General features: G+C 75.5%; 23 protein-coding genes, 1 rRNA gene and 1 pseudogene. 11 read left to right on the plus strand and 14 right to left on the minus strand.

All coding sequences use genetic code 11. The features are described 5' to 3' along the window. Positions 1-124: 124 nt before the first annotated feature. Positions 125-241: ribosomal RNA gene (rrf, locus tag AC060K_RS17725) — 5S ribosomal RNA — on the plus strand. A 109-nt stretch (positions 242-350) separates the two neighbouring features. After that, positions 351-1,610, plus strand: a complete 1,260-nt coding sequence (locus AC060K_RS17730; protein ID WP_483766669.1) for an AGE family epimerase/isomerase — start codon at positions 351-353, stop codon at positions 1,608-1,610. Here the strand turns inward: AC060K_RS17730 and AC060K_RS17735 are convergent. The 3 genes and pseudogenes from AC060K_RS17735 to modA all read right to left on the minus strand — a co-directional run bounded on the left by AC060K_RS17735 (position 1,600) and on the right by modA (position 3,977). After that, complete coding sequence (locus AC060K_RS17735; protein ID WP_483766726.1) at positions 1,600-2,382, minus strand: ATP-binding cassette domain-containing protein; 783 nt, start codon at positions 2,380-2,382, stop codon at positions 1,600-1,602. The genes AC060K_RS17730 and AC060K_RS17735 overlap by 11 nt on opposite strands. A gap of 39 nt (positions 2,383-2,421) precedes the next feature. Continuing rightward, a pseudogene (locus AC060K_RS17740) lies at positions 2,422-3,210 on the minus strand (ABC transporter permease); the annotation flags it as partial. After that, positions 3,207-3,977: a molybdate ABC transporter substrate-binding protein gene (gene modA / locus AC060K_RS17745; protein WP_483766670.1), complete on the minus strand. Its 771-nt coding sequence runs from the start codon at positions 3,975-3,977 to the stop codon at positions 3,207-3,209. The pseudogene AC060K_RS17740 and the gene modA, both read right to left, overlap by 4 nt. 137 nt (positions 3,978-4,114) lie before the next feature. Between modA and AC060K_RS17750 the strand changes: the two genes are divergently transcribed. The 3 genes from AC060K_RS17750 (at position 4,115) to AC060K_RS17760 (ending at position 6,237) form a co-directional block, all read left to right on the plus strand. Continuing rightward, complete coding sequence (locus tag AC060K_RS17750) at positions 4,115-4,573, plus strand: RrF2 family transcriptional regulator (RefSeq protein WP_483766671.1); 459 nt, start codon at positions 4,115-4,117, stop codon at positions 4,571-4,573. A 131-nt stretch (positions 4,574-4,704) separates the two neighbouring features. After that, positions 4,705-5,637, plus strand: coding sequence for a sulfite exporter TauE/SafE family protein (locus AC060K_RS17755; protein ID WP_483766672.1), 933 nt, complete (start codon positions 4,705-4,707; stop codon positions 5,635-5,637). A 102-nt stretch (positions 5,638-5,739) separates the two neighbouring features. Then, positions 5,740-6,237 (plus strand): MogA/MoaB family molybdenum cofactor biosynthesis protein, encoded by a 498-nt coding sequence (locus AC060K_RS17760; protein ID WP_483766673.1) that lies wholly within the window; start codon positions 5,740-5,742, stop codon positions 6,235-6,237. Positions 6,238-6,256: 19 nt separating this feature from the next. Here the strand turns inward: AC060K_RS17760 and AC060K_RS17765 are convergent, their stop codons facing one another. Both AC060K_RS17765 and moaC read right to left on the minus strand, forming a co-directional pair. Next, positions 6,257-6,499, minus strand: a complete 243-nt coding sequence (locus AC060K_RS17765) for a MoaD/ThiS family protein (protein WP_483766674.1) — start codon at positions 6,497-6,499, stop codon at positions 6,257-6,259. After that, positions 6,499-6,987 carry a cyclic pyranopterin monophosphate synthase MoaC gene (gene moaC, locus AC060K_RS17770; RefSeq protein ID WP_483766675.1) on the minus strand — a complete coding sequence of 163 codons (489 nt, stop codon included), beginning with the start codon at positions 6,985-6,987 and terminating at the stop codon, positions 6,499-6,501. Before moaC ends, AC060K_RS17765 begins: the two co-directional genes overlap by 1 nt. A gap of 120 nt (positions 6,988-7,107) precedes the next feature. Between moaC and AC060K_RS17775 the strand changes: the two genes are divergently transcribed. Together AC060K_RS17775 and AC060K_RS17780 are read left to right on the plus strand one after the other, a co-directional pair. Beyond that, positions 7,108-7,989: a manganese catalase gene (locus AC060K_RS17775; RefSeq protein WP_483766676.1), complete on the plus strand. Its 882-nt coding sequence runs from the start codon at positions 7,108-7,110 to the stop codon at positions 7,987-7,989. A gap of 201 nt (positions 7,990-8,190) precedes the next feature. Then, positions 8,191-9,153 (plus strand): NAD-dependent epimerase/dehydratase family protein, encoded by a 963-nt coding sequence (locus AC060K_RS17780; RefSeq protein WP_483766677.1) that lies wholly within the window; start codon positions 8,191-8,193, stop codon positions 9,151-9,153. Positions 9,154-9,163: 10 nt separating this feature from the next. Here AC060K_RS17780 and AC060K_RS17785 read toward each other — a convergent pair whose 3' ends face one another. From AC060K_RS17785 to AC060K_RS17825, 9 genes are read right to left on the minus strand one after another with little or no spacing between them, the layout of a single operon-like run. Further along, entirely contained in the window at positions 9,164-10,183 is a 1,020-nt protein-coding gene (locus AC060K_RS17785; RefSeq protein WP_483766678.1) for a glycosyltransferase family 9 protein, read from the minus strand. Then, the gene (locus AC060K_RS17790; RefSeq protein WP_483766679.1) at positions 10,180-10,968 is read right to left on the minus strand and encodes an SDR family oxidoreductase; all 789 of its coding nucleotides are present in this window, start codon (positions 10,966-10,968) and stop codon (positions 10,180-10,182) included. The genes AC060K_RS17785 and AC060K_RS17790 overlap by 4 nt, the downstream gene beginning before the upstream one ends. Continuing rightward, on the minus strand, positions 10,965-12,542 hold the full coding sequence (locus AC060K_RS17795) for a PfkB family carbohydrate kinase (protein ID WP_483766680.1): 1,578 nt from the start codon (positions 12,540-12,542) through the stop codon (positions 10,965-10,967). Before AC060K_RS17795 ends, AC060K_RS17790 begins: the two co-directional genes overlap by 4 nt. Then, on the minus strand, positions 12,539-13,225 hold the full coding sequence (locus AC060K_RS17800) for a D-sedoheptulose-7-phosphate isomerase (protein WP_483766681.1): 687 nt from the start codon (positions 13,223-13,225) through the stop codon (positions 12,539-12,541). The genes AC060K_RS17795 and AC060K_RS17800 overlap by 4 nt, the downstream gene beginning before the upstream one ends. Beyond that, a complete protein-coding gene (locus AC060K_RS17805; RefSeq protein ID WP_483766682.1) occupies positions 13,222-14,565 on the minus strand; it encodes a glycosyltransferase in 1,344 nt (447 codons plus the stop codon). The genes AC060K_RS17800 and AC060K_RS17805 overlap by 4 nt, the downstream gene beginning before the upstream one ends. Continuing rightward, positions 14,562-15,569, minus strand: a complete 1,008-nt coding sequence (locus AC060K_RS17810) for a glycosyltransferase family 4 protein (RefSeq protein ID WP_483766683.1) — start codon at positions 15,567-15,569, stop codon at positions 14,562-14,564. The genes AC060K_RS17805 and AC060K_RS17810 overlap by 4 nt, the downstream gene beginning before the upstream one ends. Next, positions 15,566-16,690, minus strand: a complete 1,125-nt coding sequence (locus AC060K_RS17815) for a glycosyltransferase family 9 protein (protein ID WP_483766684.1) — start codon at positions 16,688-16,690, stop codon at positions 15,566-15,568. The genes AC060K_RS17810 and AC060K_RS17815 overlap by 4 nt, the downstream gene beginning before the upstream one ends. Continuing rightward, entirely contained in the window at positions 16,687-18,318 is a 1,632-nt protein-coding gene (locus AC060K_RS17820) for an HAD-IIIA family hydrolase (RefSeq protein ID WP_483766685.1), read from the minus strand. Before AC060K_RS17820 ends, AC060K_RS17815 begins: the two co-directional genes overlap by 4 nt. Beyond that, positions 18,315-19,991, minus strand: a complete 1,677-nt coding sequence (locus AC060K_RS17825) for a carbamoyltransferase family protein (RefSeq protein ID WP_483766686.1) — start codon at positions 19,989-19,991, stop codon at positions 18,315-18,317. Before AC060K_RS17825 ends, AC060K_RS17820 begins: the two co-directional genes overlap by 4 nt. A 188-nt stretch (positions 19,992-20,179) precedes the next feature. On the opposite strand from AC060K_RS17825, the gene AC060K_RS17830 reads away from it, so the two are divergent. From AC060K_RS17830 to AC060K_RS17845, 4 genes are all read left to right on the plus strand, one after another. Then, entirely contained in the window at positions 20,180-20,380 is a 201-nt protein-coding gene (locus tag AC060K_RS17830; protein ID WP_483766687.1) for a hypothetical protein, read from the plus strand. Further along, the gene (locus AC060K_RS17835) at positions 20,377-21,756 is read left to right on the plus strand and encodes an FAD-dependent oxidoreductase (RefSeq protein WP_483766688.1); all 1,380 of its coding nucleotides are present in this window, start codon (positions 20,377-20,379) and stop codon (positions 21,754-21,756) included. The genes AC060K_RS17830 and AC060K_RS17835 overlap by 4 nt, the downstream gene beginning before the upstream one ends. A gap of 310 nt (positions 21,757-22,066) precedes the next feature. Continuing rightward, a complete protein-coding gene (locus AC060K_RS17840) occupies positions 22,067-23,131 on the plus strand; it encodes an alpha/beta hydrolase fold domain-containing protein (RefSeq protein WP_483766689.1) in 1,065 nt (354 codons plus the stop codon). 131 nt (positions 23,132-23,262) lie between these two features. Further along, positions 23,263-24,057 carry a PAS and ANTAR domain-containing protein gene (locus AC060K_RS17845; protein WP_483766690.1) on the plus strand — a complete coding sequence of 265 codons (795 nt, stop codon included), beginning with the start codon at positions 23,263-23,265 and terminating at the stop codon, positions 24,055-24,057. Positions 24,058-24,097: the final 40 nt, after the last annotated feature.

Consider the following 24,097-nt stretch of genomic DNA (forward strand, 5'->3'; position numbering starts at 1 on the left):
AACACACCTATCAACATGCTACGCGTCCACTGTGCGGTTCCCGAGAAACGGGCAACCACCCCCCAACCCCCACCCCTTGACCAGGGCGGGAACAGGGGGGGTGACCCTGACAACTCGATAACGTTACGGCGGTCATAGCGTAGGGGAAACGCCCGGTCCCATTCCGAACCCGGAAGCTCAGCCCTACAGCGCCGATGGTACTGCCCTGGAGACGGGGTGGGAGAGTAGGACGCCGCCGGACACCCTTCACATCAAGACCCGCACCCACGTGGTGCGGGTCTTGATGCATTTCCGGGACATCTCCGCAGTTCGAGGCGGGGAGGAGTCGTCGCGCTCGGTATCCTGGGCGGGTGCGAAACGATATGGCCTCCACCGACGCGGGCCTGCCCGAGTCCCCTTCACTCTCGGAAGGCTCCCGTTGGCGACGGCGGCACTTTGTCTCGCTCCTCGAGTTCGCGGCGCCCTCCCTCCGCGAGGACGGCGCGGCCTGCTGGCTGGATGACGACGGCGCTCCAGACCTCACGCACCCGGTCGAGACCTGGATCACCGCGCGCATGGCGCACACGTTCGCCCTGGGGGCTCTTCTCGGCGTTCCCCAGGCGCACGAGCGCGCCGCCCTCGCGGTTCGCGGGCTCACAGAGGTCCTGGCCGACCAGGAGTACGGCGGCTGGGTGGCGGGACGAGGTCCGGAGGCGGGGGCCGTCGTCGGGCACAAGGCTGCCTATGCCCATGCCTTCGTGGCGCTGGCTGGTTCCACCGGGACTGTCGCGGGGATCGACGGCGCGCCGGCCCTGCTCGCGGAAGCCCTCCGGATCCTGGACGAGAAGTTCTGGGAGCCCGGCCACGGGCTGCACCTCGACGAGCGGTCGCGGGACTGGACTGTCGTGGAGCCGTACCGGGGCGTCAACGCGAACATGCATGGCGTGGAGGCGCTGCTCGCCGCTCACGGGGCCACCAGTGACCCCGAGTGGCTGGCGCGCGCGCAGAGGATCGGCGACCGGGTCGTCGGCTGGGCCGAGGACAACTCCTGGCGTATCCCGGAGCACTTCGACACGTCCTGGACGCCGCAGCTCGAGTACAACGCCGACCGGCCGCACGACCAGTTCAAGCCCTACGGTGCCACACCGGGACACGGCCTCGAATGGGCCCGGCTCCTGATCCAGCTCGACGTCGAGGGCGGGACCGAAGGCGCCCGCACGGCGGCAGCCGCAGCCCTTTTCGACCGTGCGGTCGCAGACGCCTGGGACCCGGCCGGCGGTGGGTTCGTCTACACCACCGACTGGAGCGGCCGTCCGGTCGAGGCTCGCCGGTTCCACTGGGTGGCTGCCGAGGCCGCCGCTGCGGCGGACGCGCTGTACCGGGTCACGGGGGAGGACCGCTACGTCGACCTGGCCGGGGAGTGGTGGGAGTGGATCGGGGCGCACCTGCTCGACACCCAGCGCGGGTCCTGGTTCCACGAGCTCGACACGGAGAACCGGCCGTCGGGGCGCACCTGGGTGGGCAAGCCGGACGTCTACCACGCAGCCCAGGCGGTGATCCTGCCGGAGCTGCCGCTCACTGGCAGCTTCGCGGTATCCGCCCAGCAGGCCGGCCCGATCCTCACGGCCTGAGCAGCCGCCGCGCGAAGGCGCTCCGAGGCGACGCCAGCACCCGGGCGGCGGGCCCGTCCTCGACGACCCGGCCGTGGTCGAGCACCACGACCCGGTCGGCGACCCGCACGTCGGCGGGGTCGTGCGTCACGAGCAGCGTGGTCCGTGGGTGGGCCTGGTGCATCGTCCGGATCAGCGACCGGACCTGCGCAGCAGAGTCGACGTCGAGCGCGGCGGACGGTTCGTCCATGAGGAGCACGTCCGGGGCCGTCGCCAGAGCGCGGGCGATGGCGACCCGCTGCGCCTGCCCGCCCGAGAGCTCCCGCGGGCGGCGCGACCCGAGCGACGTTCCCGACACAGCCGCCAGGTGCGTGGCGGCGACGTCCCTGGCCCGTGCGGACCGCCCTGGCGACCAGCGGGCTCGTGACGCCGGGCCGAACGCCACGTTGTCGAGCGCGGTCACGTGGTCGAGCAGTGCTGCCCGCTGCGCGAGCCACCCCACCCGCCGGGCGTGCGGGGCCACGTGCACGCCGTCGGCGGTGTCGGTGAGGACGCGGTCTCCGAGGACCACGCGGACGTCGTCGGCGCGGCCGGGCTCGAGGAGGCCGGCCACCGCTCTCAGGAGCGTGGACTTTCCCGCGCCGTTGGGGCCCAGGATCACCACGAGCTCGCCGGCGTCCACCTGCAGCTCGAGGTCCACGTCCCGTGCGGGCACGCTCAGCCGAACGGACAGCGGCAGGGCCACGTGGCCCTCCGCCGAGAGAGGCGCCGGGCCGAGAGAGGTGTGAGGCACGCGAGACAGGCCCTCCCCGGCCCTGTGTCGCGTATCCCCGCCGATCTCGGCGGGGGCGAACGGCCACGTCGTCGGCGACGACCCGTAGGCCACCACCACGATGGCCAGCGCCACCCCCACCATCACCAGCGAGAGCGCGACGGCGGCGTCGGGGTCGGCGGACCGGGCGAGGTAGACCTCGAGCGGGAGGGTCTGCGTGACGCCCTGCAGCGCCCCGGCGAACGTGAGGGTGGCCCCGAACTCCCCGAGGGCGCGCGCGAACGACAGCACCGTGCCCGACGCCAGCGCCGGGCGCAGCCGCGGGAGCGTCACCCGGAGCAGCACCCGCGAAGGCCGGGCGCCGAGGGTCGCGGCGACGTCCTCGTGCTCGGTGTCGAGGCTCCGCAGTGCCCCTTCCAGGGTGAGGACCAGGAACGGCAGCGCCACGAACGCCTGGGCGAGCACGACGGCGGCTGTGGTGAAGGGAAGCTGGAAGGGCAGCATCTCACCGAGCAGGCCGCGGCGTCCCAGCAGCGTCAGGAGCGCGAGCCCGCCCACCACGGGCGGCAGCACGAGCGGCAGGAGGACCAGCGCCCGGGCGACCCGCCGGCCGCGGAACCTTGCCCGGGCGAGGACGAGGGCCATCGGCGTGCCGAGGAGCACGCAGCATGCGGTCGCAGCCGCCGAGGTGCGGAGCGAGAGCCACAGCGCGTCACGCGCGGCGGGCGCGGTGACCAGTGTCCAGAAGGACGCGGCGTCCACCCGCAGCACGAGCGCCAGCACGGGCAGCACCACGAGGAGCGCGCCCGCCACCGCGGGCACGAGCACCCAGCGTGGCAGTCCGCTCACGGCAGCCCGAACCCGGCCTGGGCGAGCGCCGTCCGGCCGTCCTCGCCGGTCAGGAGATCGACCCACGCCTGCGCGACCTCCGCCCGCGCGGACCCCGTCACCACGGCGACGGGGTAGCGGTTGACCACGTCGCGGGCCTCGGGCGTGTCGATCGTCAGGACCCGGCCGGCCTCGGACGCGGCATCGGTCACGTACACGAGGCCGGCGTCGGCCTCCCCGACGGCGACCTTGGCGAGCACGTCGGTCACGCTCGCCTCCTCGCTCACGCGGTGCAGGGCCACCCCCGCGCCGTGGGCCACCGCGTCGGTGGCGCGGCCGCAGGGCACGCGGGGGGCGCAGACGACGACGTCCACGTCGTCCCGTCCCAGATCGGCCAGGCCGGTGACCCCCGCGGGGTTGTCGCGCGGCACCACGACGGTCAGCCGGTTGGTGGCGAAGGTGACGGCCGGTCCCACCAGGCCGCCGTCGGACAGCCGGGCCATCGTGGCCTCGTCGGCGGTGGCGACGACGTCCGCGGGTGCGCCCGCCTCGACCTGGTCGGCCAGGTCGGCCGAGCCGCCGAACGACAGCACGACGTCCGTCCCGGGGTGCGCCGCCTCGAAGACAGGCTCCAGCGCGCCCAGCACGCCGCGCAGCGACGCGGCCGCGAGCACCGTCAGCCGCCCGTCCGCGCTCTCGCTGCCCGACGTCGGCCCCCCGCAGCCACCCAGCAGCGTCGCCGCGCCCGCGAGGGCCACCACGAGGAGGGTGCGTCGTCGTGCGTCCACAGCGCGAGGCTACGCGACTGTGCGGCGTCGCCACCGGCACGCCCGGCACGCCGTGCGCCCGGTCCGCTGCGGGCGCGGAGAACCACAGCACGCCGGGCCCTGCACCGGGCACCGTCCGGGCGCGCGAGAATGAGCCCATGAGGATCTCCGCACGCGCTGACTACGCGGTCCGGGCGGCCGCCGAGCTGGCCTCGACCGACCACGACGGCCCCGTCCGCGCCGAGACCCTGGCCAAGGCCCAGGACATCCCGCACCGCTTCCTCGAGGGGATCCTGGCGGACCTGCGCCGCGACGGCCTGGTCACGAGCCAGCGGGGCGCGGGGGGCGGGTACACCCTGGCGCGCCCGGCGGACCGCATCACTCTCGCCGACGTGGTGCGCGCGGTGGACGGCCCGCTGGTCTTCGTGCGGGGGGAGCGGCCGTCGGACCTGGAGTTCCGGGGCGCTGCCGCCCCGCTGCTCCACGTCTGGGTGGCGCTGCGGGCGAGCGTGCGCGCCGTGCTGGAGGACGTGACGCTGGCCGACCTGGCGTCGGGGGCGTTGCCGGAGAGCGTCCGCAGTCTCACGGTCGACGACGCCGCGTGGGAGAACGCCTGACCTGAGCCGGATGCCTGTCCGCATCGCGGGCGGGCTGCCCAGCATATGGAATCCCTCTATACCCGATCGATTTGGTGGGTTACTTTCGCTCCCAGGGATCCCCCGTCCGCCCCCTGAGAGAAGGACCCACCATGCGCACCCTCGTCCTCCTGGCCCTGGTAGGCCTCGGCGCCCAGCTCGTCGACGGCAGCCTCGGCATGGCCTACGGCGTCACCTCGACCACCCTGCTGCTGGCGATCGGGGCCAACCCGGCGTCGGCGTCGGCCACCGTGCACCTCGCGGAGATCGGCACCACGCTCGCCTCCGGGGCCGCCCACTGGCGGTTCGGCAACGTCGACTGGAAGGTCGTCGCACGGATCGGCATCCCGGGCGCCATCGGCGCGTTCGCGGGCGCCACGTTCCTGTCGTCGCTCTCGACCGAGGTCGCCAAGCCGGTGATGTCGTTCCTGCTGCTCGGCCTCGGCCTGTACGTCCTGCTCCGCTTCACCGTCCAGGGCCTGCCCGTGCGCCGCGAGGCGCCGCTGCGCCGGCGGTTCCTCACCCCGCTCGGTCTCGTGGCCGGGTTCATGGACGCGACCGGTGGCGGTGGCTGGGGCCCGGTCGGCACGCCCGCGATCCTGGCGAGCGGCCGGATGGAGCCCCGCAAGGTGATCGGCTCCATCGACACCAGCGAGTTCTTCGTCGCGATCGCTGCCAGCCTCGGCTTCCTCGTCGGCCTCGGCAGCCAGGGCGTGAACGCCGGCTGGGCGCTCGCCCTGCTGGTGGGCGGTCTCATCGCCGCCCCCATCGCCGCCTGGCTGGTGCGGATCGTGCCGCCGCGGGTGCTCGGCTCGCTCGTGGGCGGCCTGATCGTCCTGACCAACTCCCGCACGCTGCTCGGCTGGGCCGAGGCCGGCGAGCCGGTCAGCTGGGTGGTCTACGGCGTGGTCTGGGCCGGGTGGGCGGCGGCTGTGGCGTGGTCCGTCCGGGCGCACCTGGCGCTGCGGGAGGTCCCGGGTGACAAGCCGGGCGACGTGCCCGCCGCGGAGCCTGCCGAGGAGCCCGCCCCGGAGTCCGCCCGCTGATCACCCCTCCTCCGCTGTGGGTACACGGATGGTCGCCATCCATCCCGGGACGGCGACCATCCGTGTACCCACAGCGGGGCGGAGGCCGGTTAGCGTGGGCGCATGAGTGCTTCCCGGGCCGCCGTCGTCACCGTCTCCGACCGCTGCTCCCGCGGCGAGGCCGAGGACCGGTCGGGTCCGCTCCTGGTCCAGCTCCTCGCGGAGGCCGGCCTCGACGACGTGATCACCCTGGTGGTGCCCGACGGCGTGGAGCCGGTCCGCGACGCCCTCACCGCCGCCCTCGCCGACGGCGCCCGGCTGGTGCTGACGACGGGCGGCACCGGTCTCGCACCCCGCGACCTCACGCCCGAGGGGACGCGCGACGTGCTGGAGGCCGAGATCCCAGGACTTGCCGAGGCGATCCGCCGCTACGGGGCCGAGCAGGGGGTCGCGACGGCCGTGCTCTCCCGGGGGCTCGCCGGGGTGGCCCGGTCCTCCGGTGGCCGGCGCGCGCTCGTAGTGAACCTGCCCGGCTCCACCGGCGGGGTGCGCGACGGCGCCGCGGTGCTGCTCCCGCTCTGGCCGCACCTCCGGTCGCAGCTGGACGGCGGCGACCACTGACCTGACGACGGCGCGAGCGTCAGCCGCCCGCGAACGGCGGGAGGACGTCCACCAGCGCGCCGTCGGGCACGATCGTGTCGTCCGTGGCGCGGGTGCCCGCGACGAGGAGCGCACACTTCGCCAGCACCGGCGCGAGACCGGGACGGCCGGTGGTGAGGGCGCTGCGGAGGGTCGCGACAGGCGCCGGGCCGCCGAGGTCCAGCTGCTCGGAGGCGACACCCGCGGCCTCCCGCGCGCCCGCGAAGTAGCGGACCGTGAGCATCAAGCCTCCCCCGTGCCGAAGCCGAACCGGTGCCAGTCGCCGGACTTGCCGCCCGACTTGGCCACGAGCCGCACGCTCGCGAGCTCGACGGACTTGTCGAGGCCCTTGACCATGTCGACCACCGCCAGGCCGGCGACGGCGACCGCGGTGAGCGCCTCCATCTCCACGCCGGTGCGGTCGGCGGTGCGGACGGTGGCGGTGATCTCGACGCCGTCGTCGACCACCTCGAGGTCCACCACGGCGCCGTGCACGCCGATCACGTGCGCCAGGGGCAGGAGCTCCGGCGTGCGCTTGGCGGCGGCGATCCCCGCGATGCGCGCGACCGCCAGGACGTCGCCCTTCGGCACGTCGTCGTCCCGCAGGGCTGCCACCACGTGCGGGGGGCAGACGACGCGCCCCACCGCCGTGGCGGACCGGACGGTGGGCTGCTTCGCGGTGACGTCGACCATGCGGGCCTGGCCTCGCTCGTCGAGGTGCGTGAGATCCACGCGCTCAGGATCGCACGCGCCTCCCACACTGCGAGCCGAGGGCTCAGGCGACAGTCTGGAACCGTTGCCCCGAGCGTCGAGTAGCGGCGGAACGCGGGCGGCAGTCCCGAAGGAGAACTCATGTTCTTCCACCGTCAGGAACTGCAGCACAAGGCCACGCCCGACAAGCCCGACGCCGTCTACGCGCGCAAGCTCCAGGAGGTGCTCGGCGGGCAGTACGGCGAGATCACCGTGGCGATGCAGTACGGGTTCCAGTCCTGGAACGCCCACCTGCCCGGCAAGTACCGCGACCTGCTGTACGGGATCGGCGCCGAGGAGATGGGGCACGTCGAGATGCTCGCGACGATGATCTCCCAGCTTCTCGCCGACGCGCCGCTCGGCGTGGTCGAGGGCGCGGTCCAGGACGACCCGACCGTGGCCGCGATCGTGGGCGGCACCGACCCCCAGCAGGCGATCGTCGCGGGCGCGGGCGCCCGTCCCGTCGACTCCAACGGCAACCCCTGGAGCGCCGGCTACGTCACGGCGAGCGGCAACCTGCTCGCCGACTTCACCGCCAACGCGAACGCCGAGATGCAGGGCCGGCTCCAGGTCGCGCGGCTCTACCACATGACCGACGACGCGGGGGTGCGTGACCTGCTCGCCTTCCTCCTGGCCCGGGACACCATGCACCAGAACCAGTGGCTCGCGGCCGCTCAGGAGCTCCGCGACGAGGGCGTGGAAGACCTGCCGGTGCCGAGCACCTTCCCGCTGAAGAAGGAGGACCGCGCGGTGTCGTACCAGTACATCAACTTCTCCGACGGGGAGGCTGCCGGCGAAGGCCGGTGGGCGCACGGCCCCACGCCCGACGGCAAGGGGGAGTTCGAGTACGTGGCGACGCCACCGCCGGGCGTGCCCATGCCGCCGCCCACCAAGCCGGACGTCCGGTTCCACGGGACCACCGGCATGCCGTCGGCCGTCGAGAAGGCGGCCGGGGCGGTCCAGGACGCGCTGCACAAGGAGTGACCGGCCGGCGCCGCCCGGCGGTCGTGGAGGACGGGCCGGCCGCCCGGTCCGCAGGCGAGCGACCGCCGGGCGGCGCACGGTAGGAGGGAGCGGTCGAGACCAGGCTGCCGGCGTCACCGGCGAGAGGACGACCATGAGCAGCGACACCCGGACCATCACCGACCACGACGAGCTCCGCCGCTGGGTGGAGGAGTACGCGCGGTGAGGGCCGTCGTCACCGGCGGCGCGGGGTTCGTCGGCAGCCGGTTGTGCCGAGCGCTCCTCGACGGGGGCGCCGAGGTGGTCTGCCTGGACAACCTGCTCACCGGGTCCCTCGACAACCTGGCCGACCTGCGCACTCGTCCCGAGCTCCGCTTCGAGCGGTGCGACGTCACGGAGGACCTGGACGCCGCCCCGGTGCGGGCCGCGCTGCGCGGCGGCGTGGACCTGGTGCTGCACCTCGCGTCGCCCGCCTCCCCGGTGGACTACCTGGAGCACCCGCTCGAGACACTCGACGCCGGCTCCCGCGGGACGCAGAACGCCCTCGAGCTGGCCCATGCGCACGGGGCGCGGTTCGTGCTGGCGTCGACGTCCGAGATCTACGGCGATCCACAGGTCCATCCACAGCGCGAGTCGTACTGGGGCAACGTGAGCACCGTGGGGCCGCGGAGCGTCTACGACGAGGCCAAGCGGTTCGGCGAGGCGCTCACCGCCGGCTACCGGCGCGCCCGCGGCACCGACACGGGGATCGTCCGGATCTTCAACACCTACGGGCCGCGGATGCGCGCCCACGACGGGCGCGTGGTGCCCACGTTCGTGCGGCAGGCGCTCGCGGGCGAGCCCCTCACCGTCGCGGGCGACGGCTCGCAGACCCGGTCGCTCTGCTACGTCGACGACCTCGTCGAGGGGCTGCTGGCCTTCGCGAGGAGCGGCCACCCCGGCCCCATGAACCTCGGCAACCCGCACGAGCTCACCGTCCGGCAGATCGCGCAGGACGTCATCGCGGCGACGAGGTCGTCGTCGACCCTGGTGCACGTGGAGCGGCCGGTCGACGACCCCGGCCTGCGCTGCCCCGACATCGGCCTCGCCCGGGCGGAGCTGGGCTGGGAGCCCAAGGTGGCCTGGGAGGACGGGCTCGCCCGCACGGTGGCGTGGTTCCGGGAGCAGGACCGCGCAGCCGCGTGACCGGACGAACCTACTGTCTCGGCGGGGCGGGCGCCCGGCCCAGGACCGCGTCGCACGCGGCCACCACCTCGTCCACCGTCACGTCGGCGAGGGCCGGGTCGAGCGTGCCGGCGTTGGGGTCGCGCGGGGCGTCGCCCGGCTCGCCGTGCCAGACGACGGCGTGCCGCGGCAGGTCGATCGCCGGGCCCCACGTCGAGGGCGGCGTGGGCCCGAACAGCGTGACCGACGGAGTGCCGTAGGCCGTCGCGACGTGGGCCACGCCGGTGTCGGCGCTGACCAGGAGCCGGGCGGTCCCCACCACGTCCGCCAGGGTGGGCAGGTCGAGCCGCCCGGAGGCATCGCTCACCACCGCGCGCGACGACGTGCCGAGGTGCCCGGCGGGTTCCAGCCACGGGCCCACGACGGCCTGGCGCACCCGGGTGCACAGCTCGCGCTCGGCGGCCGAGCCGGTGAGGACCACGTGGTGGCCCTGGCCGGCGAGATGGGCGACCACCTGCGCCCAGCGCTCGGCAGGCCACCGGCGGGCCGGAGCCGCGGCGCCCGGGTGCACCACGACGTGGTCGTCACGGCCTCCGGGCGGGTCCGCCGGGCCGAGACGCAGGTCCTCCGGTCCGCACCGCCCGCCCCTGCTCGCGACCAGGCGGCACCAGCGCAGCACCTCGTGCTCGTTCTCGTCCCACGCGGGGCCCTCGTTGCCCACCTCGGCGTTGGCGAACGCCACGAACGCCGAGGGCCGCGTGTCGAGCAGCAGCCGGTGGCTCTCCGGTCCCCTCCCGTGGAGGTTCACGGCGATGCTGCCGGGTGCGTCCTGCGAGCCGCCCGGGCCCGCCCACGGCCAGGGGAGCGCCTCCAGCCCCCGGGCGGGTACGACGGCGTCCACGATGCCGAGGCCCGTGAGCCAGTCGCCGAGCGTCCGCGGCGCGGCGAGCACCACCCGGTGCCCGGGCCACGCCCGCCGGATCCCGCGCAGCGCCGCGACGCCGGTCAGGGCGTCGCCGAGGCCGAGCGCGCGGAGGACCAGGACCGTCACGGCCAGGACGCCTCCCCGGAGGCCATCACGAGCATCTCCCGGATCTCGCTCCCCACCGGCTGCGTGAGGGCCGCCACGACGGCACCGGCCGTCGCTGCCGGGTCGTTGAGGTCGGCGTCGGGCCCTGGCTTGTACTGGTCGGCCCGGCCGTCGAAGAACGGCGTACGCATGCCGCCCGGGACGAGGCAGGTGACCCCCACCCGGCCCGCGTATTCGGCCGCGAGCGCCTGGCTGAACCCGCGGATCGCCCACTTCGAGGCGCAGTACGCGGTCGCGTCCCCGGCTCCGCGCAGGGCCAGGGTGGACGCGACGGTCACCACCGTGCCCCGGCGCTCCTCCAGGTACGGCAGGGCGGCCCGCACCACGGCGACGGTGCCGAGCAGGTTCACGCGGATCACCTTCTCCCAGCGCTCCGGCTCGATGTCGAGGAGGGGGCCGCAGGCGTCGATCCCGGCTGCCGTGACGACGGCGTCGGGCGGGCCCACTTGGTCCACCAGGGACCGGACGGCGGCCTCCGCGGCCGCAGGGTCGGCGAGGTCGACCCCGGCGAACGGCACGTCGGCTCGCGGCTCGGCCAGGTCGAGCACGGCGGCGGTCCCGCCCGCGGCCTGGACGGCGTCGACGAGTGCCGCCCCGAGGCCTGACGAGCCGCCCGTGACGAAGACGGTGCCGACGGGGCGGGGGACGGGTGCCCTCGACGGGGCGGGCGCGGCGCCGGGGGTGGCTGCCGTGCCCGGGGTTGCCGCGGTGCCCGGGGCGGGCGCGGTCGTGGGTGCTGACGTCATGCTGAGGTCCTCTCGCTCGGCGGTTCGAGGTGGGGGCGGCGGAAGCTGCCCGTGACCGGGCCCCGCCGTGGTTCGGTGTGCACGGGTGCCGGGATCTGCCCGACCGGCACGGGCCCGCTCGCCGGGTGGCTCCCCTCCCGCACCCGGCCCACGAGCTGCGTCGTGGACCTGCCGGGGAGGTACGGGAGCACCACGATGCGCCCTCCGTTCTCGCGCACCACCGACGACTCCGGCAGCTCCGCCACCGTGTAGTCGCCGCCCTTGGCCCAGACGTCGGGCCGCAGCTCCGACAACGCCCGCGACGGATCGTCGTCGTCGAACACCACCGCCGCGTCCACGCAGTCGAGCGCCTCCAGGACCCGCACGCGGTCGGCCGCCGGGACCACCGGCCGTCCCGGCCCCTTGAGCTGCCGCACCGAGCGGTCCGAGTTCACCAGCACCACGAGGTGGTCGCCGAGCCGGCGGGCCGCCTCCAGGGTGGTGACGTGCCCCGCGTGCAGCAGGTCGAAGCAGCCTCCCGTCGCGACCAGGACCCCGCCCGACGCGCGCAGCCGGGCGCCCAGCTCCGTCAGCGACGGCGGCCCGCCCTCGGCCCGGACCAGGGGCGTCGCTCCGGAGGCCCCTGATGAGGAGCCCAGGCTCGTGGCCCGCCGCTCCTCCAGCGCCCGCCGGAAGCCCTCCGCCCCGCCGGAGGCCACCCAGGCGCTCGCGGCGACGACCGCCTCGCGCACGGCGGCCACGGGCTGGTCGCCGCGGGCCAGGCGGTCGGTCACGGTCACGGCGAACCGGTCGCCCGCACCGCAGGGGTCGCCGCCCGGAGCGGCGACGGCGGGCACGTGATCCCCGTCGCCGTGCCCGACGGCGAGGAACGCACCACGCTCGCCCGCGGTGACCGCCACGGCATGGGCCGACCAGGCGCGGACGAGGACGGCGGCCAGCGCGCCGGGGCCGGCGGCGTCGGCGTCGTGCCCCTCGGGGAGGTTGGCGGCCGCTTGCCGCGCCTCCGCGAGGTTGGGGGTGACGAGCGCCGCCCCGGGGACCGGGGTGCCGCCGCGGGGGTGCGGGTCCCAGACGAGCGGCACGCGGGAGGCCGCCTCGGTGAGGAGGTCGCGGAGGACCGGGTCGCGGGTGACGCCGCCGCCGTAGTCGGCCACGAGCACCGCGTCGCAGTCGTGCAGGGCGGCGCGGACCCCGGCCGCAGCCCGGCCGGACCGCAGGCCGGTGGGGGTGCCGGGGCCGCCGTCGTCCACCCGGACCAGGCTCTGGCCGGAGCTGCGGATGCGGGTCTTGCGGCGGGTGGGGCCGTCGTGGCCCAGCGCCACGACCGTGACGCGCTCGAGCTGTCGCTGGAGCTCCTGGCCGTCGGCGTCGTCGGCGACCGGCGCCACCAGCGTGACGTCGGCGCGCTGCGTGGCCAGGAGGGCTGCGAGGCCCGCGCCGCCGGGGCTCTGCCGCACCACGTCCACGTCGACGACGGGCACCGGCGCGTCCGGGCTGAGGCGGGTGACGGTGCCGTCCACGTCCCGGTCGAGCAGCAGGTCGCCCACCACGGTGAGCCGGGGCCGCGCGGTCATGACCGTGCTCCCGCCGTCCGGGTCGCCCGGGTGCCGGCCCCCAGACCCGGCACGCGGCCGGTGTCGTGCTGCTCCACGCGGGCGTCGATCGCCGCGCACAGGGTGTGCACCGCGACGAGGTGGACCTCCTGCACCGCGGAGGTGGACTCCGCGGCGACCGTGAGCGCGTCGTCGCACAGCGCGGCGAGCGGGTTCGGGGCGGGACCGGTCAGCGCCCACGTGGTGAGGCCGAGCTCGCGCGCCCGCCGGGCCGCGACGAGCACGTTGGCGCTCGACCCGGACGTCGACAGGCACAGGAGCACGTCGCCCGGCCGGCCGTGGGCGGCCACCTGCCGGGCGAACATCTCGTCCTGCCCGTAGTCGTTGACGATCGCCGTGAGGCTCGACGTCTCCGCGTGCAGGGAGATCGCCGCGAGCGGGACGCGCTCGCCCTCGAACCGGCCCACGAGCTCGGCCGTGAGGTGCTGGGCCTCGGCGGCGCTGCCACCGTTCCCCGCGACGAGCAGGCGGTTCCCGGACAGCATGCGGTCGGCCAGCTCGCGGCCCCAGGTATCGAGGCGGCCGACGTCGGCGGACAGGCTGTCGAGGGCGACGGCGAGGTCCGCGCGGTGCCGCCGCAGCCAGCGCCGGGCGCCGGGGCGGCCGGGCTGCAGCGCGGTGGGGAGCATGGGCTCGGAACTCATCGCGCACCTCCGACGATGCCGAGATAATCAGGTCGTCCGACGGGCTGACTGTCTCGGCGGCCGGGCCGCGCCGAGGCGGTCAGCCTGTCGGACGAGGTCACCGTCTCGGTGCGGTTCCTCAGGAGCGCCGTGTACGCCTCGTACGTGCGGCGTGCCACGGTGGCCCAGCCGTACAGCCGCTCGGCGCGGACCCGGGCAGCGGCGCCGAGCTCCCGGCGCAGCCGCGGGTCGCGGAGCCGGCGCAGGGCGTCCGCCACGGCACCGGGATCGTGCGGCGGTACGAGGATGCCGGTGCGCTCGTGCACCACGGAGTCGAGCATGCCGCCCACCGCCGAGGCGATGACGGGCCGCCCGCACGCGGCCGCCTCCAGCGGGACGATCCCGAAGGGCTCGTACCAGGGGGTGCAGGCCACGGCGTCGACGCCACGGAGGAGGGACGGGACGGCGTCGTGCGGCACGGAGCCGAGGAACGTCACGCGGTCGGCCACCCCGCGCCGCGCCGCGAGCTCGCGCAGGCGGCGCACCTCGGGGTCGGCGTCGAGCCGGTCCACGGGCGGGCCGCCCGCGACGACGAGCTCGACCGCGTCGCTCTCGCCCCGCTCGGCGAGCATGGCCAGCGCTTCCACGAGGGTGTCGACGCCCTTGCGCTCCACGAGCCGGCCCAGCGACAGCAGGCGCAGCGGCCCGCCGTGCGCGTCCTGGCGGGCCCGGTCGGTGCCGGGCGTGAAGACCCCCAGGTCCACGCCGCACGGGACCACCCGGACGCGGGTGGCGGCGGCGCCCAGGGCCCGCAGCTCCCGGACCTCGTCCTCGCACGTGGCGATCACGAGGTCCACCTCCCGGCAGAGGGCAGCCTCGAGCGCGACGCGCTCGCCCGGGCTGGTGTCCGCGGCGCCCTGGTGCCGGCGCTTGACGACGCCGAGGGCGTGGAACGTCTGCACCACCGGCACGGGCTGTGCCCCGCCCGACGCCCAGCGGGACGCCCGCAGCGCGGCGAGGCCCGACATCCAGAAGTGGGCGTGCACCAGGTCGGGACGCTGCTCCGGGTCGCCGAACCGCACCGCGAGGTCGTTGCCGAGGTCGCGCATCCAGGGCAGCAGCTCGTCCTTCGGCAACGGCTCGGGGGGTCCGGCGTCGACATGGACCACGTCGACGCCCTCCGTGAGGGTCACCCGCTCGGGGAGCGTGGGGTCGTCGCACCGGGTGTAGACGTCCACGTGGTGCCCGTCGGCGGCGAGGTGCCGCGCGAGCTCGGCGACGTGGACGTTCTGCCCGCCGGCGTCCGCCCCACCGAGGGCGGCCAGCGGGCTGGCGTGCTCGGAGACCATGGCGATCTTCATGAGGTCACCTCCTGTGTCAGCAACGAGGTCCAGCGGTCCAGGAACCTGTCGAGCGGGTAGTGCTCGAGGACGTGCTCGCGGGCGGCCTTGCCGTACGACGCCGCCTCGGCCGGGTCGGCGAGCCAGCGCCTGGCCACCGCCACCAGCTGGTCCGGGTCGGCGCTGAGGACGCCCGCCTCGGGCGGCACCGCGGCGTACGCCTCGGTGACGGGCAGGGCGAGGACCGGCAGGCCCAGCGCCATCGCCTCCAGCAGCGACAGGCCCAGGCTGGTCCAGCGGAACGGGTGCAGGTAGGCGCGGGCGCCCGCGAGCCGGGTGTGCAGCAGGTCCTGGGGCACGTCGTGCAGGCGCTCCGCCGACCGGGCCGCGACCGGCCCCATCGACGCGAGGTGCTCGGCCAGGCGGGAGGACCCCATCCCGTAGACCTCCAGGGGTACCTCGCGCGCGACGCGCAGCAGCACGTCGGTGCCGGCCACCCGCCACCGGCGGACGGGCTCGTTCACGACGACGGCGAGCTGGTCCCGCTCGCCGGTGTACCGGTGGCCCGGGTCGGGGATGCCGTGCTCGATCACCTCCGTGCGCGCGCAGCCGGTGTCCCACATGAGGGCGTTGAACCAGGTCACGTGCACGATGGGCACCTGGCGGCCCGCGCACGCGTCGTCGTCGGCCATCGGGTGCCGCGTGCCCGCGGCGTGCCCCGTGGGGGCGTTGTGCTCCAGGTAGACGGCGGGCACGTCGCGCCCGGCGCGCCGCCCGGTCCACGACTCGAGGAGCTGTGCCTCGTGCGGACGCTGGAGCACCACGACGTCGACCGCGCCCGCGTCGAACACGCGGCGGAGCGCGCCCGGCCCGAGCTCCTGCACGGACGCCGGCCAGTCCCAGGTGCGGGCCCGGCCGCGGCCGTCGGCCGGCCGGCCGGGCAGCACGGGCACGAGATACTCGTGCTCGCCCTGCACGAAGGCGGTGGTCCACGAGCCGTGGACGTGCCACAGGAGGATCCTCATGCGCGTGCTCCTTCGATCCCGATCCTTCGCGACCCGGTGCGCGCAGCGTGCGGCGGGCCCGCGAGCCGGGCGACGGCCTCGGACACCTGGTCCGGGGTGACCGACGCGAGGCACGGATGGCCCGCCACCGGGCACGTCCGGGCGCGGGTGCCGCGGCACGCGGCGCCCTGGTCTCCCAGCAGCAGGTACGGCACCCCGTAGGGGGCCCACCGCGACGCCGGGACGACGGGCGCGAACAGGCTCACCACCGGCGTGCCGACGGCTGCGGCCAGGTGCGCGGGACCCGTGTTCCCCACCACCACGCAGGCCGCGGTCTCCAGGACCGCGGCGAGCTCGGCCAGGCTGGTGCGCCCGCCGAGGTCGACGGCGTGGTCGCCCGCGACGAACGCCGTGAGCTCCCGCTCGGCGAGCGTCCCGGTGACGAGCACCCGCCACCCGTCCTCGGCCAGGCGCTGGGCCAGGGCCCGCGCGTCCCGTGGGGAGGGAGCCCGGGCAGGCACGGAGGCCCCGGGGTGCACGACGACGGTGCGCGGCCCTGGCGTGCGGCCACCCTCGGCCGGGGGGCCGGGCGCCGCGGCCTCGGGGGCTGCCGCCCGCGGGACCGCCGGGAAGGGGCGTCGCACGGCCAGCCTGCCGTCGTCGTCCGGCGGCAGCTCCGCACCGGCGGCGCGGGCGAGCTCGAGGGCGGCCTCTGCCTCGTGCAGCCCGGGCGGGCGCTGGTGGCGCACGTCGAGGAGCGACCCGGGGTAGTCCTCGCTGGTCGCGACGACCCGGCGCACTCCGCCCAGCCGAGCCAGGAGCGCCATGGGCAGCGGCGACTGGTGGTACGACGTGAAGATCACCGCCAGGTCGTAGCGGCGGGCCACGAGCGCCGCGACGAGGTCGACCACCGCCTCGCGGTCCAGCGGGGGCGGCTCGAACCCCGACCAGGGGGCGTCGAAGCGGAGCACCTCGGCCACGCCGGGCAGCAGCGCGGCGGACTGCGCACCCGAGCCGGACACCAGGAGGTCCACCTGGTCGTACGAAGCCGCCAGGGCCCGGACGGCGGGCCCGGCGAGCAGCACGTCGCCGTCGCTGTCGAGGCGCACGGCGAGCGCACGGGTGCGCGGCTCGGGGGTCACAGCAGGCTCACCGCCTCGTCCAGGGTGCTCGCCACGGCGGGCGCGGCGGACACCTCCTCGTGGCGGGTCACCTCGGTGGGCACCAGGACGCACCGCGCGCCGGAGGCGATGGCTGCGCCCAGGTCGGCGCCGATGTCGCCCACGACAGCGCACTCCGCGGGGAGGACCCCGAGCTCGGCTGCGGCCCGGAGCACGAGGCCCGGCTCGGGCTTGCGGCAGGCGCAGCGGTCCTCGGGCACGTGGGGGCAGCGCTGCCAGGTGTCGAACGGGCCGAGGAGGTGCCGTACGCGTTCGTCGACGGCGTCGACCTGCGCGGCGGTGGCCAGGCCCCGCCCGATGGCCGACTGGTTCGACACGACCCCGACGAGCACGCCGTCGGCCCGGAGGGCGTCGAGGACCCGCCGGGCGCCGGGCGCGGGCACCACGGCGTCGGGGTCGGAGTTGTAGGGCACGTCGTGGATCAGCGTCCCGTCGCGGTCGAAGAGCACGGCCCGCAGGGGCGGGGGCCACGCCGGGGCGCCGCTGCCGCCGAGGGTGCGGCGCCACCGCCACGCGCCCGCGGCCCGGTGCGCCACCGCCGCGAAGGGGATCAGGGCGCTGGTCACCGCCATCCGGCGGACCTCGGCGGCAAAGCCCTCGTCACCCGGGCGGGGACCCGGGGCGAGGCGCCGGGCGAGGAAGTCGGCCGTGAGGCCCGCCCAGGCGGCGCCGGCAAATCCGGCGACGCGGGCGGCCGTCAGCCCGGCGACCCGGCCGGTTGTCAGCCTCGAGAACGTCATCAGGTGACGTTCCGCGCCGGATAGCGTGACAGATGACGTTCTCGAGCCTGACAGGGCGGCGACACCCAGCCCGGCGACGGTCGCCACGCCCGCCGCGACCGTCGCCGCGTGCCACGGCAGCCGCCCCCGGCCCGTCTCGGCCTGCTCGCGCCACCGGCGGCCGTGGAGGGCGCGCATCAGGGCGTCGTCGCGGTTCCCCGCCTGCACCCGGAGGCTCTGGAGGTCGCCGGCCGGGCGGACCGGGTGCTCCACGTGCCGCGTGCCGCGCTCCAGCCGCCAGCCGGCTCGACGGACGCGGAGCGCCAGGTCGGCGTCCTCCCGGTAGGCGCGGGGGAACCGCTCGTCGAAGCCGTGGACCGCCTCGAGGGCGGTCCGCCGGTAGGCGAGGTCGGCGGTGGCCCAGGCGGCGTCCTGCAGGCCCGCGGTGCCGCGCTCCAGGTCGGTCGGGGGCCGGTGGCGGGGGAGGGGGACGACGATCCGGCCTTGCACGCCGCCGACGTCGGCCCCCGCGCCCACCAGGTCGTGCGCCAGGGCGAGCGCCCAGCCGGGCGGGACCACGACGTCGTCGTCCAGGAAGGCGACCCAGTCCGCCCGGGCGCTGCGCCAGCCGGTGTTCCGGGCGGCCGCCGGACCGCGTCCGCCCGTCCGGACCACGCGGACGCCGTCCGGTGGCTCCGGGCCCAGGTCGAGCTCGGGCCGGGGCCCGGAGGCGGGGGCGGGCCGGTCGTCCACGACCACGACCTCGACCGGCTGGGGGCCCTCCGCGAAGGTGCGGTGCAGGGAGGCGAGGAGGGCCGGAAGCTGGGGGCGTCCGACGGTCGGCACCACGACGGAGTACGAGGGCGTCATCCGGTGCCCCCTGCCGCGAAGAGGTCACCCCGGCGCACCAGGTGCGGGCCCAGCACGAGAAGGTCGACGGGTGCCGAGCCGAAGAGCTCGAGGGCGTCGCGCGGGTCGTCCACCATGGGGCGGCCGGCGGTGTTGAGGCTCGTGTTGATGACCACGGGCAGGCCGGTGCGTGCCTTGAACGCGCTGATCGTGGCGTGCAGGCGCGGCTGGCTGGTGTCGACCGTCTGGATGCGGGCCGTACCGTCGACGTGCACGGTGGCGGCGATCCGCTCCCGCCACTGGGGCACCACCTGGTGCACGAACAGCATGTACGGGCTGGGAATCGGCCCACCGGTGAAGATGTCGGCGGCGTCCTCCAGCAGCACCATCGGCGCGATCGGCCGGAACTGCTCGCGACCCTTCACGATGTTGAGGCGCTCGGTGTTCTCGCGCGGCCCCGGGTGCGCCAGCAGGGAGCGCTGACCCAGGGCACGGGGCCCGAACTCGGACCGGCCGTCGAACCAGGCCACCACCCCGTTGCCGGCCAGCACGTCGGCCACCTGGCCGGGGAGGTCGTCCGGCGTGGTGAACGGCACGCGTGCCCTGCGGAGCCACGCGGCCAGCTGCTCGTCGGTCCAGGACCGGCCGAGCGCCGCCGACCCCATGGGCTCGATCGGCACCCCGGCCTCGGCCGTCAGCTGGAGCGCCGCGCCGAGGGCCGTCCCGGCGTCGCCCGCGGCGGGCTGCACCCACACGTGCTCGAAGGGGGAGCCACGCCAGATCCGCGAGTTGGCCACGCAGTTCAGGGCCGTGCCGCCCGCGAGCGCCAGCGCGGAGTCGCCGGTGCGGGCGTGCAGCCAGCCGGCGAGCTCGACGAGGAGCTCCTCCAGGCGCGCCTGGACGGAGGCGGCGAGGTCGGCCTGGTCGGGGGGCAGGGTGCCGTTCGGGCCGGGGTCGCCCAGCGCGCCGGGCGCGGTGGCGGGGGCCCACCGGGACCAGTCGGGCGCCTCGGCGACGAAGCCGCCCTCCGGGGTGGTGCGGAAGAGCTCGCGGAGCTCGGGCAGGAACCGGGGGCGGCCGTAGGAGGCCAGCGCCATGACCTTGTACTCGTCGCTCGACCGGAGGAACCCGAGGTGCTCGGTCAGCGACTCGTAGACCAGGCCGAGGGAGTGGGGGAGCTCCTGGCTCGCGAGGACCTCGAGCCTGCCGTGGTCGTACCGGCCGGCCAGGTGCGAGGAGCGCTCGCCGCGCCCGTCGAGCGACAGGACGCTGCAGGTGGGGTAGGGCGACGCGAGGGCCGCCGACGCGGCGTGGGCCACCTCGTGGGGGACGAACCGCACGGTCGCCGGGCTGAGCCCCGGGAGGGCGGTGGCGAGGAACTGGGGGGCTCGTTCCGCGTACCGCAGCCGCAGCCAGTCCCACGGGTCGGGCAGGCCCATCTCGTCGGACGGCTTCGCGAGCGCCGGGTCGAAGGAGTACGCGACGGCGTCGAGGTCGCCGGGTTCGAGCCCGCCGACGTCGAGGCACCACCGCATGGCCTGCTCGGGCAGCTCCCAGGCGGCGAACGGCACCGGCCGCTTCCCGTGCTTGCGGCGGGAGAACCGTTCCTCCTCCGCCGCGGCGACAATTCGCCCGTCGACGACCAGGGCGGCCGACGGGTCGTGGAACAGGGCGTTCACCCCGAGAACTCGCATCGTTGACCTCCGCGCGGGCGGCGTCACCGGGCGTCTTCCGGTTCCCCCACGGTGGTGTCGGGGAGAAGCACTCGCATCTTGAACCGCTTCTCGCCCGTCCCTCAGCGGGGTGGGGCGGACGGCGCGCGAGCGGGCCGCACGCGTGCCAGCGTGGAGACGACCGACACCGCTGCCACAGGAGGTGCGCCGTGAGCGAGAACCCTTCCGGCACCACGCCGTACGACCCCGACGAGGACCCCGACACCCAGCCCATGTCGCTCAACCCGCGGGAGGGCGAGCAGGCGTCAGGGCAGCCCGGCGAGGGCCGTGGCGAGCAGGAGGACACGGACGCGGACCCCGCGAACCTCAACCCGCGGGTGGGCGAGCAGGCGCGGGGCGACGACGGGTGAGCGGCGGCGTCGTCGTCCCCGGGCCGCTGCGCGCCGACGTGGTGGTCGTGGGCGCAGGGCTGACCGGCACGGTCACGGCCCTCCTCCTCGCGGAGGGCGGCGCGGCCGTGACGGTGCTCGACGCGGGCACCGCACGGAGCACCACCACGGCCCGGTCCACGGGCAAGCTCTCGGTGCTGCAGGGCACCCGGCTCGCCCGGGTCGCCCGGCACGGCGACGAGGTGCTGCGCGCGTACGTGGCGGCGAACTTCGCCGGGATCGGCTGGTTGCGCCGCACGCTGGAGGGCCTCGACGTGCCCGTCGAGAACCGTGACGACATCACCGTGGCGACCGCTCCTGAGCAGGTGCCCGACGTGGACGCCGTGCTCGAGGCCTGCTCCCGCCAGGGCCTGGCCGCCGAGTGGGAGGAGCAGCCTCCGGTCCCCGAGCCGGCCTTCGGCGCCGTCCGGCTCCCGGGCCAGGCCCAGGTGGACCCTCTCCGCATGCTCTCGGCGCTGCGCTCACGTCTCCGCGCCCGGGGGGTCCGTGTCCACGACGGCGTCCGGGTGCGGCAGGTGCGGCACTCGTCGTCGGGCGTGGCGCTCCGCACCACCCGCGGGACCGTGCTCGCGGACCGGGTGGTGCTCGCGACCGGCGTGCCTCCGGGCCGGCTGGGCGGGCTGTTCCTGCGGCTGGAGGCCGACCGGAGCTACCTGACCGCCTGGGAGCTGGCCGACCCGTCGGCGCTCCCGCCCGGGTTCGCCGAGACGATGTCGATCACGGCAGGGTCGCCGGTGCGTTCGCTGCGCACCTCGGGGAAGCTCCTGGTCGTGGGCGGGGAGGGGCACCCGGTGGGCCGGGAGAGCAGCCCGGCCGCGCGCGTGGCCGCGCTCGACGAGTGGACGCGCGCGCACCTGCCGGTCGGCGCCCGGCGCCACGCGTGGTCCGCGCAGGACTACCGGAGCGACACGGACCTCCCGCTCGTGGGCCCGGCGGTGCCCGGTGACGAGCGGGTGCTCGTCGCCACCGGGTACGACAAGTGGGGTCTCACCAACGGTGCGGCGGCCGGGCTGGCGCTCGCGGGCCGGATCCTCGGCGACCCGGTGGAGTGGGGTCCGCTGCTGGAGCCCTGGGCGCGAGCGCCGCGGCCGCGCACGGCGACCGCCGCGACCTTCGCCGAGCAGGCGAAGGGCTGGGCCTGCGCGGTGACGAGGCCGGCGGGCCGGCCACCGAGAGGGACGACGGTCCGCGTCTCCCGCGTGTGCCCGCACCTCGGCGGTCTGGTGACCTGGAACGACCAGGAGCAGTCCTGGGACTGCCCGGTGCACGGCTCCCGCTTCGGGCCCGACGGGGCACTCCTCGAGGGCCCGGCCACGGAGGGCCTGCACCCGCGCTGACGAGAATTCTTCATTGTTTACTGTATGGTGAAACTCTCCACCGGAAATGGCGGTGTGAGAAGGCGTTAACAGCGCCGCCATTGTACTGACAATGGCCTTTCTGTCACTTCATGCGGTGAAACTTCCCCGCGACGAAAAGACTCGTACTGTCACCCTCAGCAGGGGCGCCCGGGCCGCGACGGCCCCGCGTCATTCCTGCTGAGCCACCTTTTCTGACGACCGACGGACGGGCCGTCGACCCTGTGAGGGCCGACGGCACCGCCCGCGATGAGCCCTGCCTCCCGGCCGGGCGAAACCACAGGGGGAATGCGTGACACGAGGTCTTTTTGTCAAGCCGAAGGCCTGGGCCGTGATGGCCACCATCACCGTGAGCCTGGTGTGCGTGGGGGCCGCCACCGCTCAGGGTGACGCACGGTTCGAGCCGCCCACCCCGGCCACCCGGGTGATGGGCCTGCAGTACGCCGACCTGCCCGGCAACGCGGGCACCGTCGACCTGTACCTGCCGGCCGACACGAGCAAGCCGGCACCCGTGGTGATCTGGTCCGCGGGGAGCGGGTTCATGGGCGACAACGGCAACTCGCGCGGCGACAGGGTCGCTGCGGCGCTGAGCCACCGCGGGTACGCCATGGCGGCGGTCGCGGTCCGGTCCTCGAGCCAGGCGATCTTCCCGGCGCAGGTCAACGACGCCAAGGCGGCGGTCCGCTGGCTGCGGGCGCACGCCGACGAGTACAACCTCGACCCGGACCGCTTCGCCTCCATGGGGAACAGCTCCGGCGGGTGGGTCGCCTCCATGCTCGCGACCACGGGCAACGACCCTGCCCTGGAGGGCACCGTCGGCCTCACCGGGCCGTCCTCGGCGGTGCAGGCGGGGGTCAGCCTCTTCGCGCCGACGGACTTCTTGCAGCAGGACGCGCACATGCTGCCGGGGGGCTGCGACATCATCAACCGGATGGGCGGCGGCAGCGACTGCCATGACGACCCGACCAGCCCCGAGTCCCGCCTCCTCGGCGCCCCGATCCAGGAGGTCCCCGGCCTGGCGAAGCTCGCCGACCCGGGCTCCTGGGCCGACGCCGAGACGCCGCCGATGCTGCTGGCGCACGGCACGGACGACCTGCTCCTTCCCACGCACCAGGGGCAGGCGTTCTTCGAGGCGCTCAGCAGCGCGGGGGCCGAGGCCACGTTCTACACGGTCCACGGGTTCGGGCACGACATGTCGTTCCTCGACCAGACGAGCCACCACGCGGCCACGGACGTCCTCGTCACCTACGGGAAGGACAAGTTCCGAGCGGGCCCGCCGGAGCCCGTCACCTGGGACACGGTCGCCGACTTCCTCGACGCCTCGCTGAACCGCGGGACACCTCCCGGCAAGCGCTGACGAGAGCGGCCGGGCCCTGGGCGGGCCCGGCCGATCGAGCCTTCGAGCCGCCGAAACCTGTCCGGTCACCTAGACTCGGTGACACGGAGTCATGAAGCGGCGCCAGACCCTGCGGATCTGGGAGGTTCAGAATGACTGCCATCTCGCACCGCACGGCCCCTCTAGTGGGCACCCGCCGTGGCGAGTCCGCCACGGCGACCGTCTCGTCGATGCACTCGGTCGGCGAGCTGACCGAGGCCCTGGGCCTCGGCACCAACCTGCTTGTCGGCCGGTATCGCGTCGAGCTCACCACCGGCACGTGGTGGTGGTCCGACGAGGTGTACGCGATGCACGGCTGGGAGAAGGGCGAGGTCGAGCCCGGCCTGGACGCCCTCGTCTCCCGCAAGCACCCTGACGACCGCGCCCGCGTGGTCCGCGCGGCTACGGAGGCCCTGCGAGCCGGCAAGCCGTTCGCGTGCGCGCACCGCATCATCGACGGTCACGGCCGGTCGAGGGCGGTCGTCATCACCGGCCAGGGCAGGCGCGACCCTCGTGGCCGCTCCGCCGAGCTGGCCGGCTACGTGGTAGACGTGACGCCCGTCCAGAAAGAGGCTCTGGACCGGGAGTCGGACCGGGCGGTGACCCGGGCGTTCGTCAGCCAGGCGGTCGTCGAGCAGGCCAAGGGCGTGCTGATCGCCGTCCGCGGTCTCGACGAGGGCACCGCCACCCGCACGCTGCTCGAAGCGGCGAGCGGGGCCGGAGTGCCGCTGCACACCGCTGCGGCCCAGGTCATGACCGCCCTGACCGGCAAGGAGGCCCTGGGCGGGGTCGCGGAGGCCACCGTGGCGAGCGCGCTCGCCGCCGTCCACCCGGTCGAGCGGCCGCGGGGACACGACCCGCTGCTCACCCGGCGTCGGCCGCGACCGAAGGCCGCGGCCGCACGCTGACGCGGTAACGATCGAGCCCGCCGCGAACCGGACGGTTCGC

This window comes from Antribacter sp. NEAU-D49, from assembly GCF_057158775.1.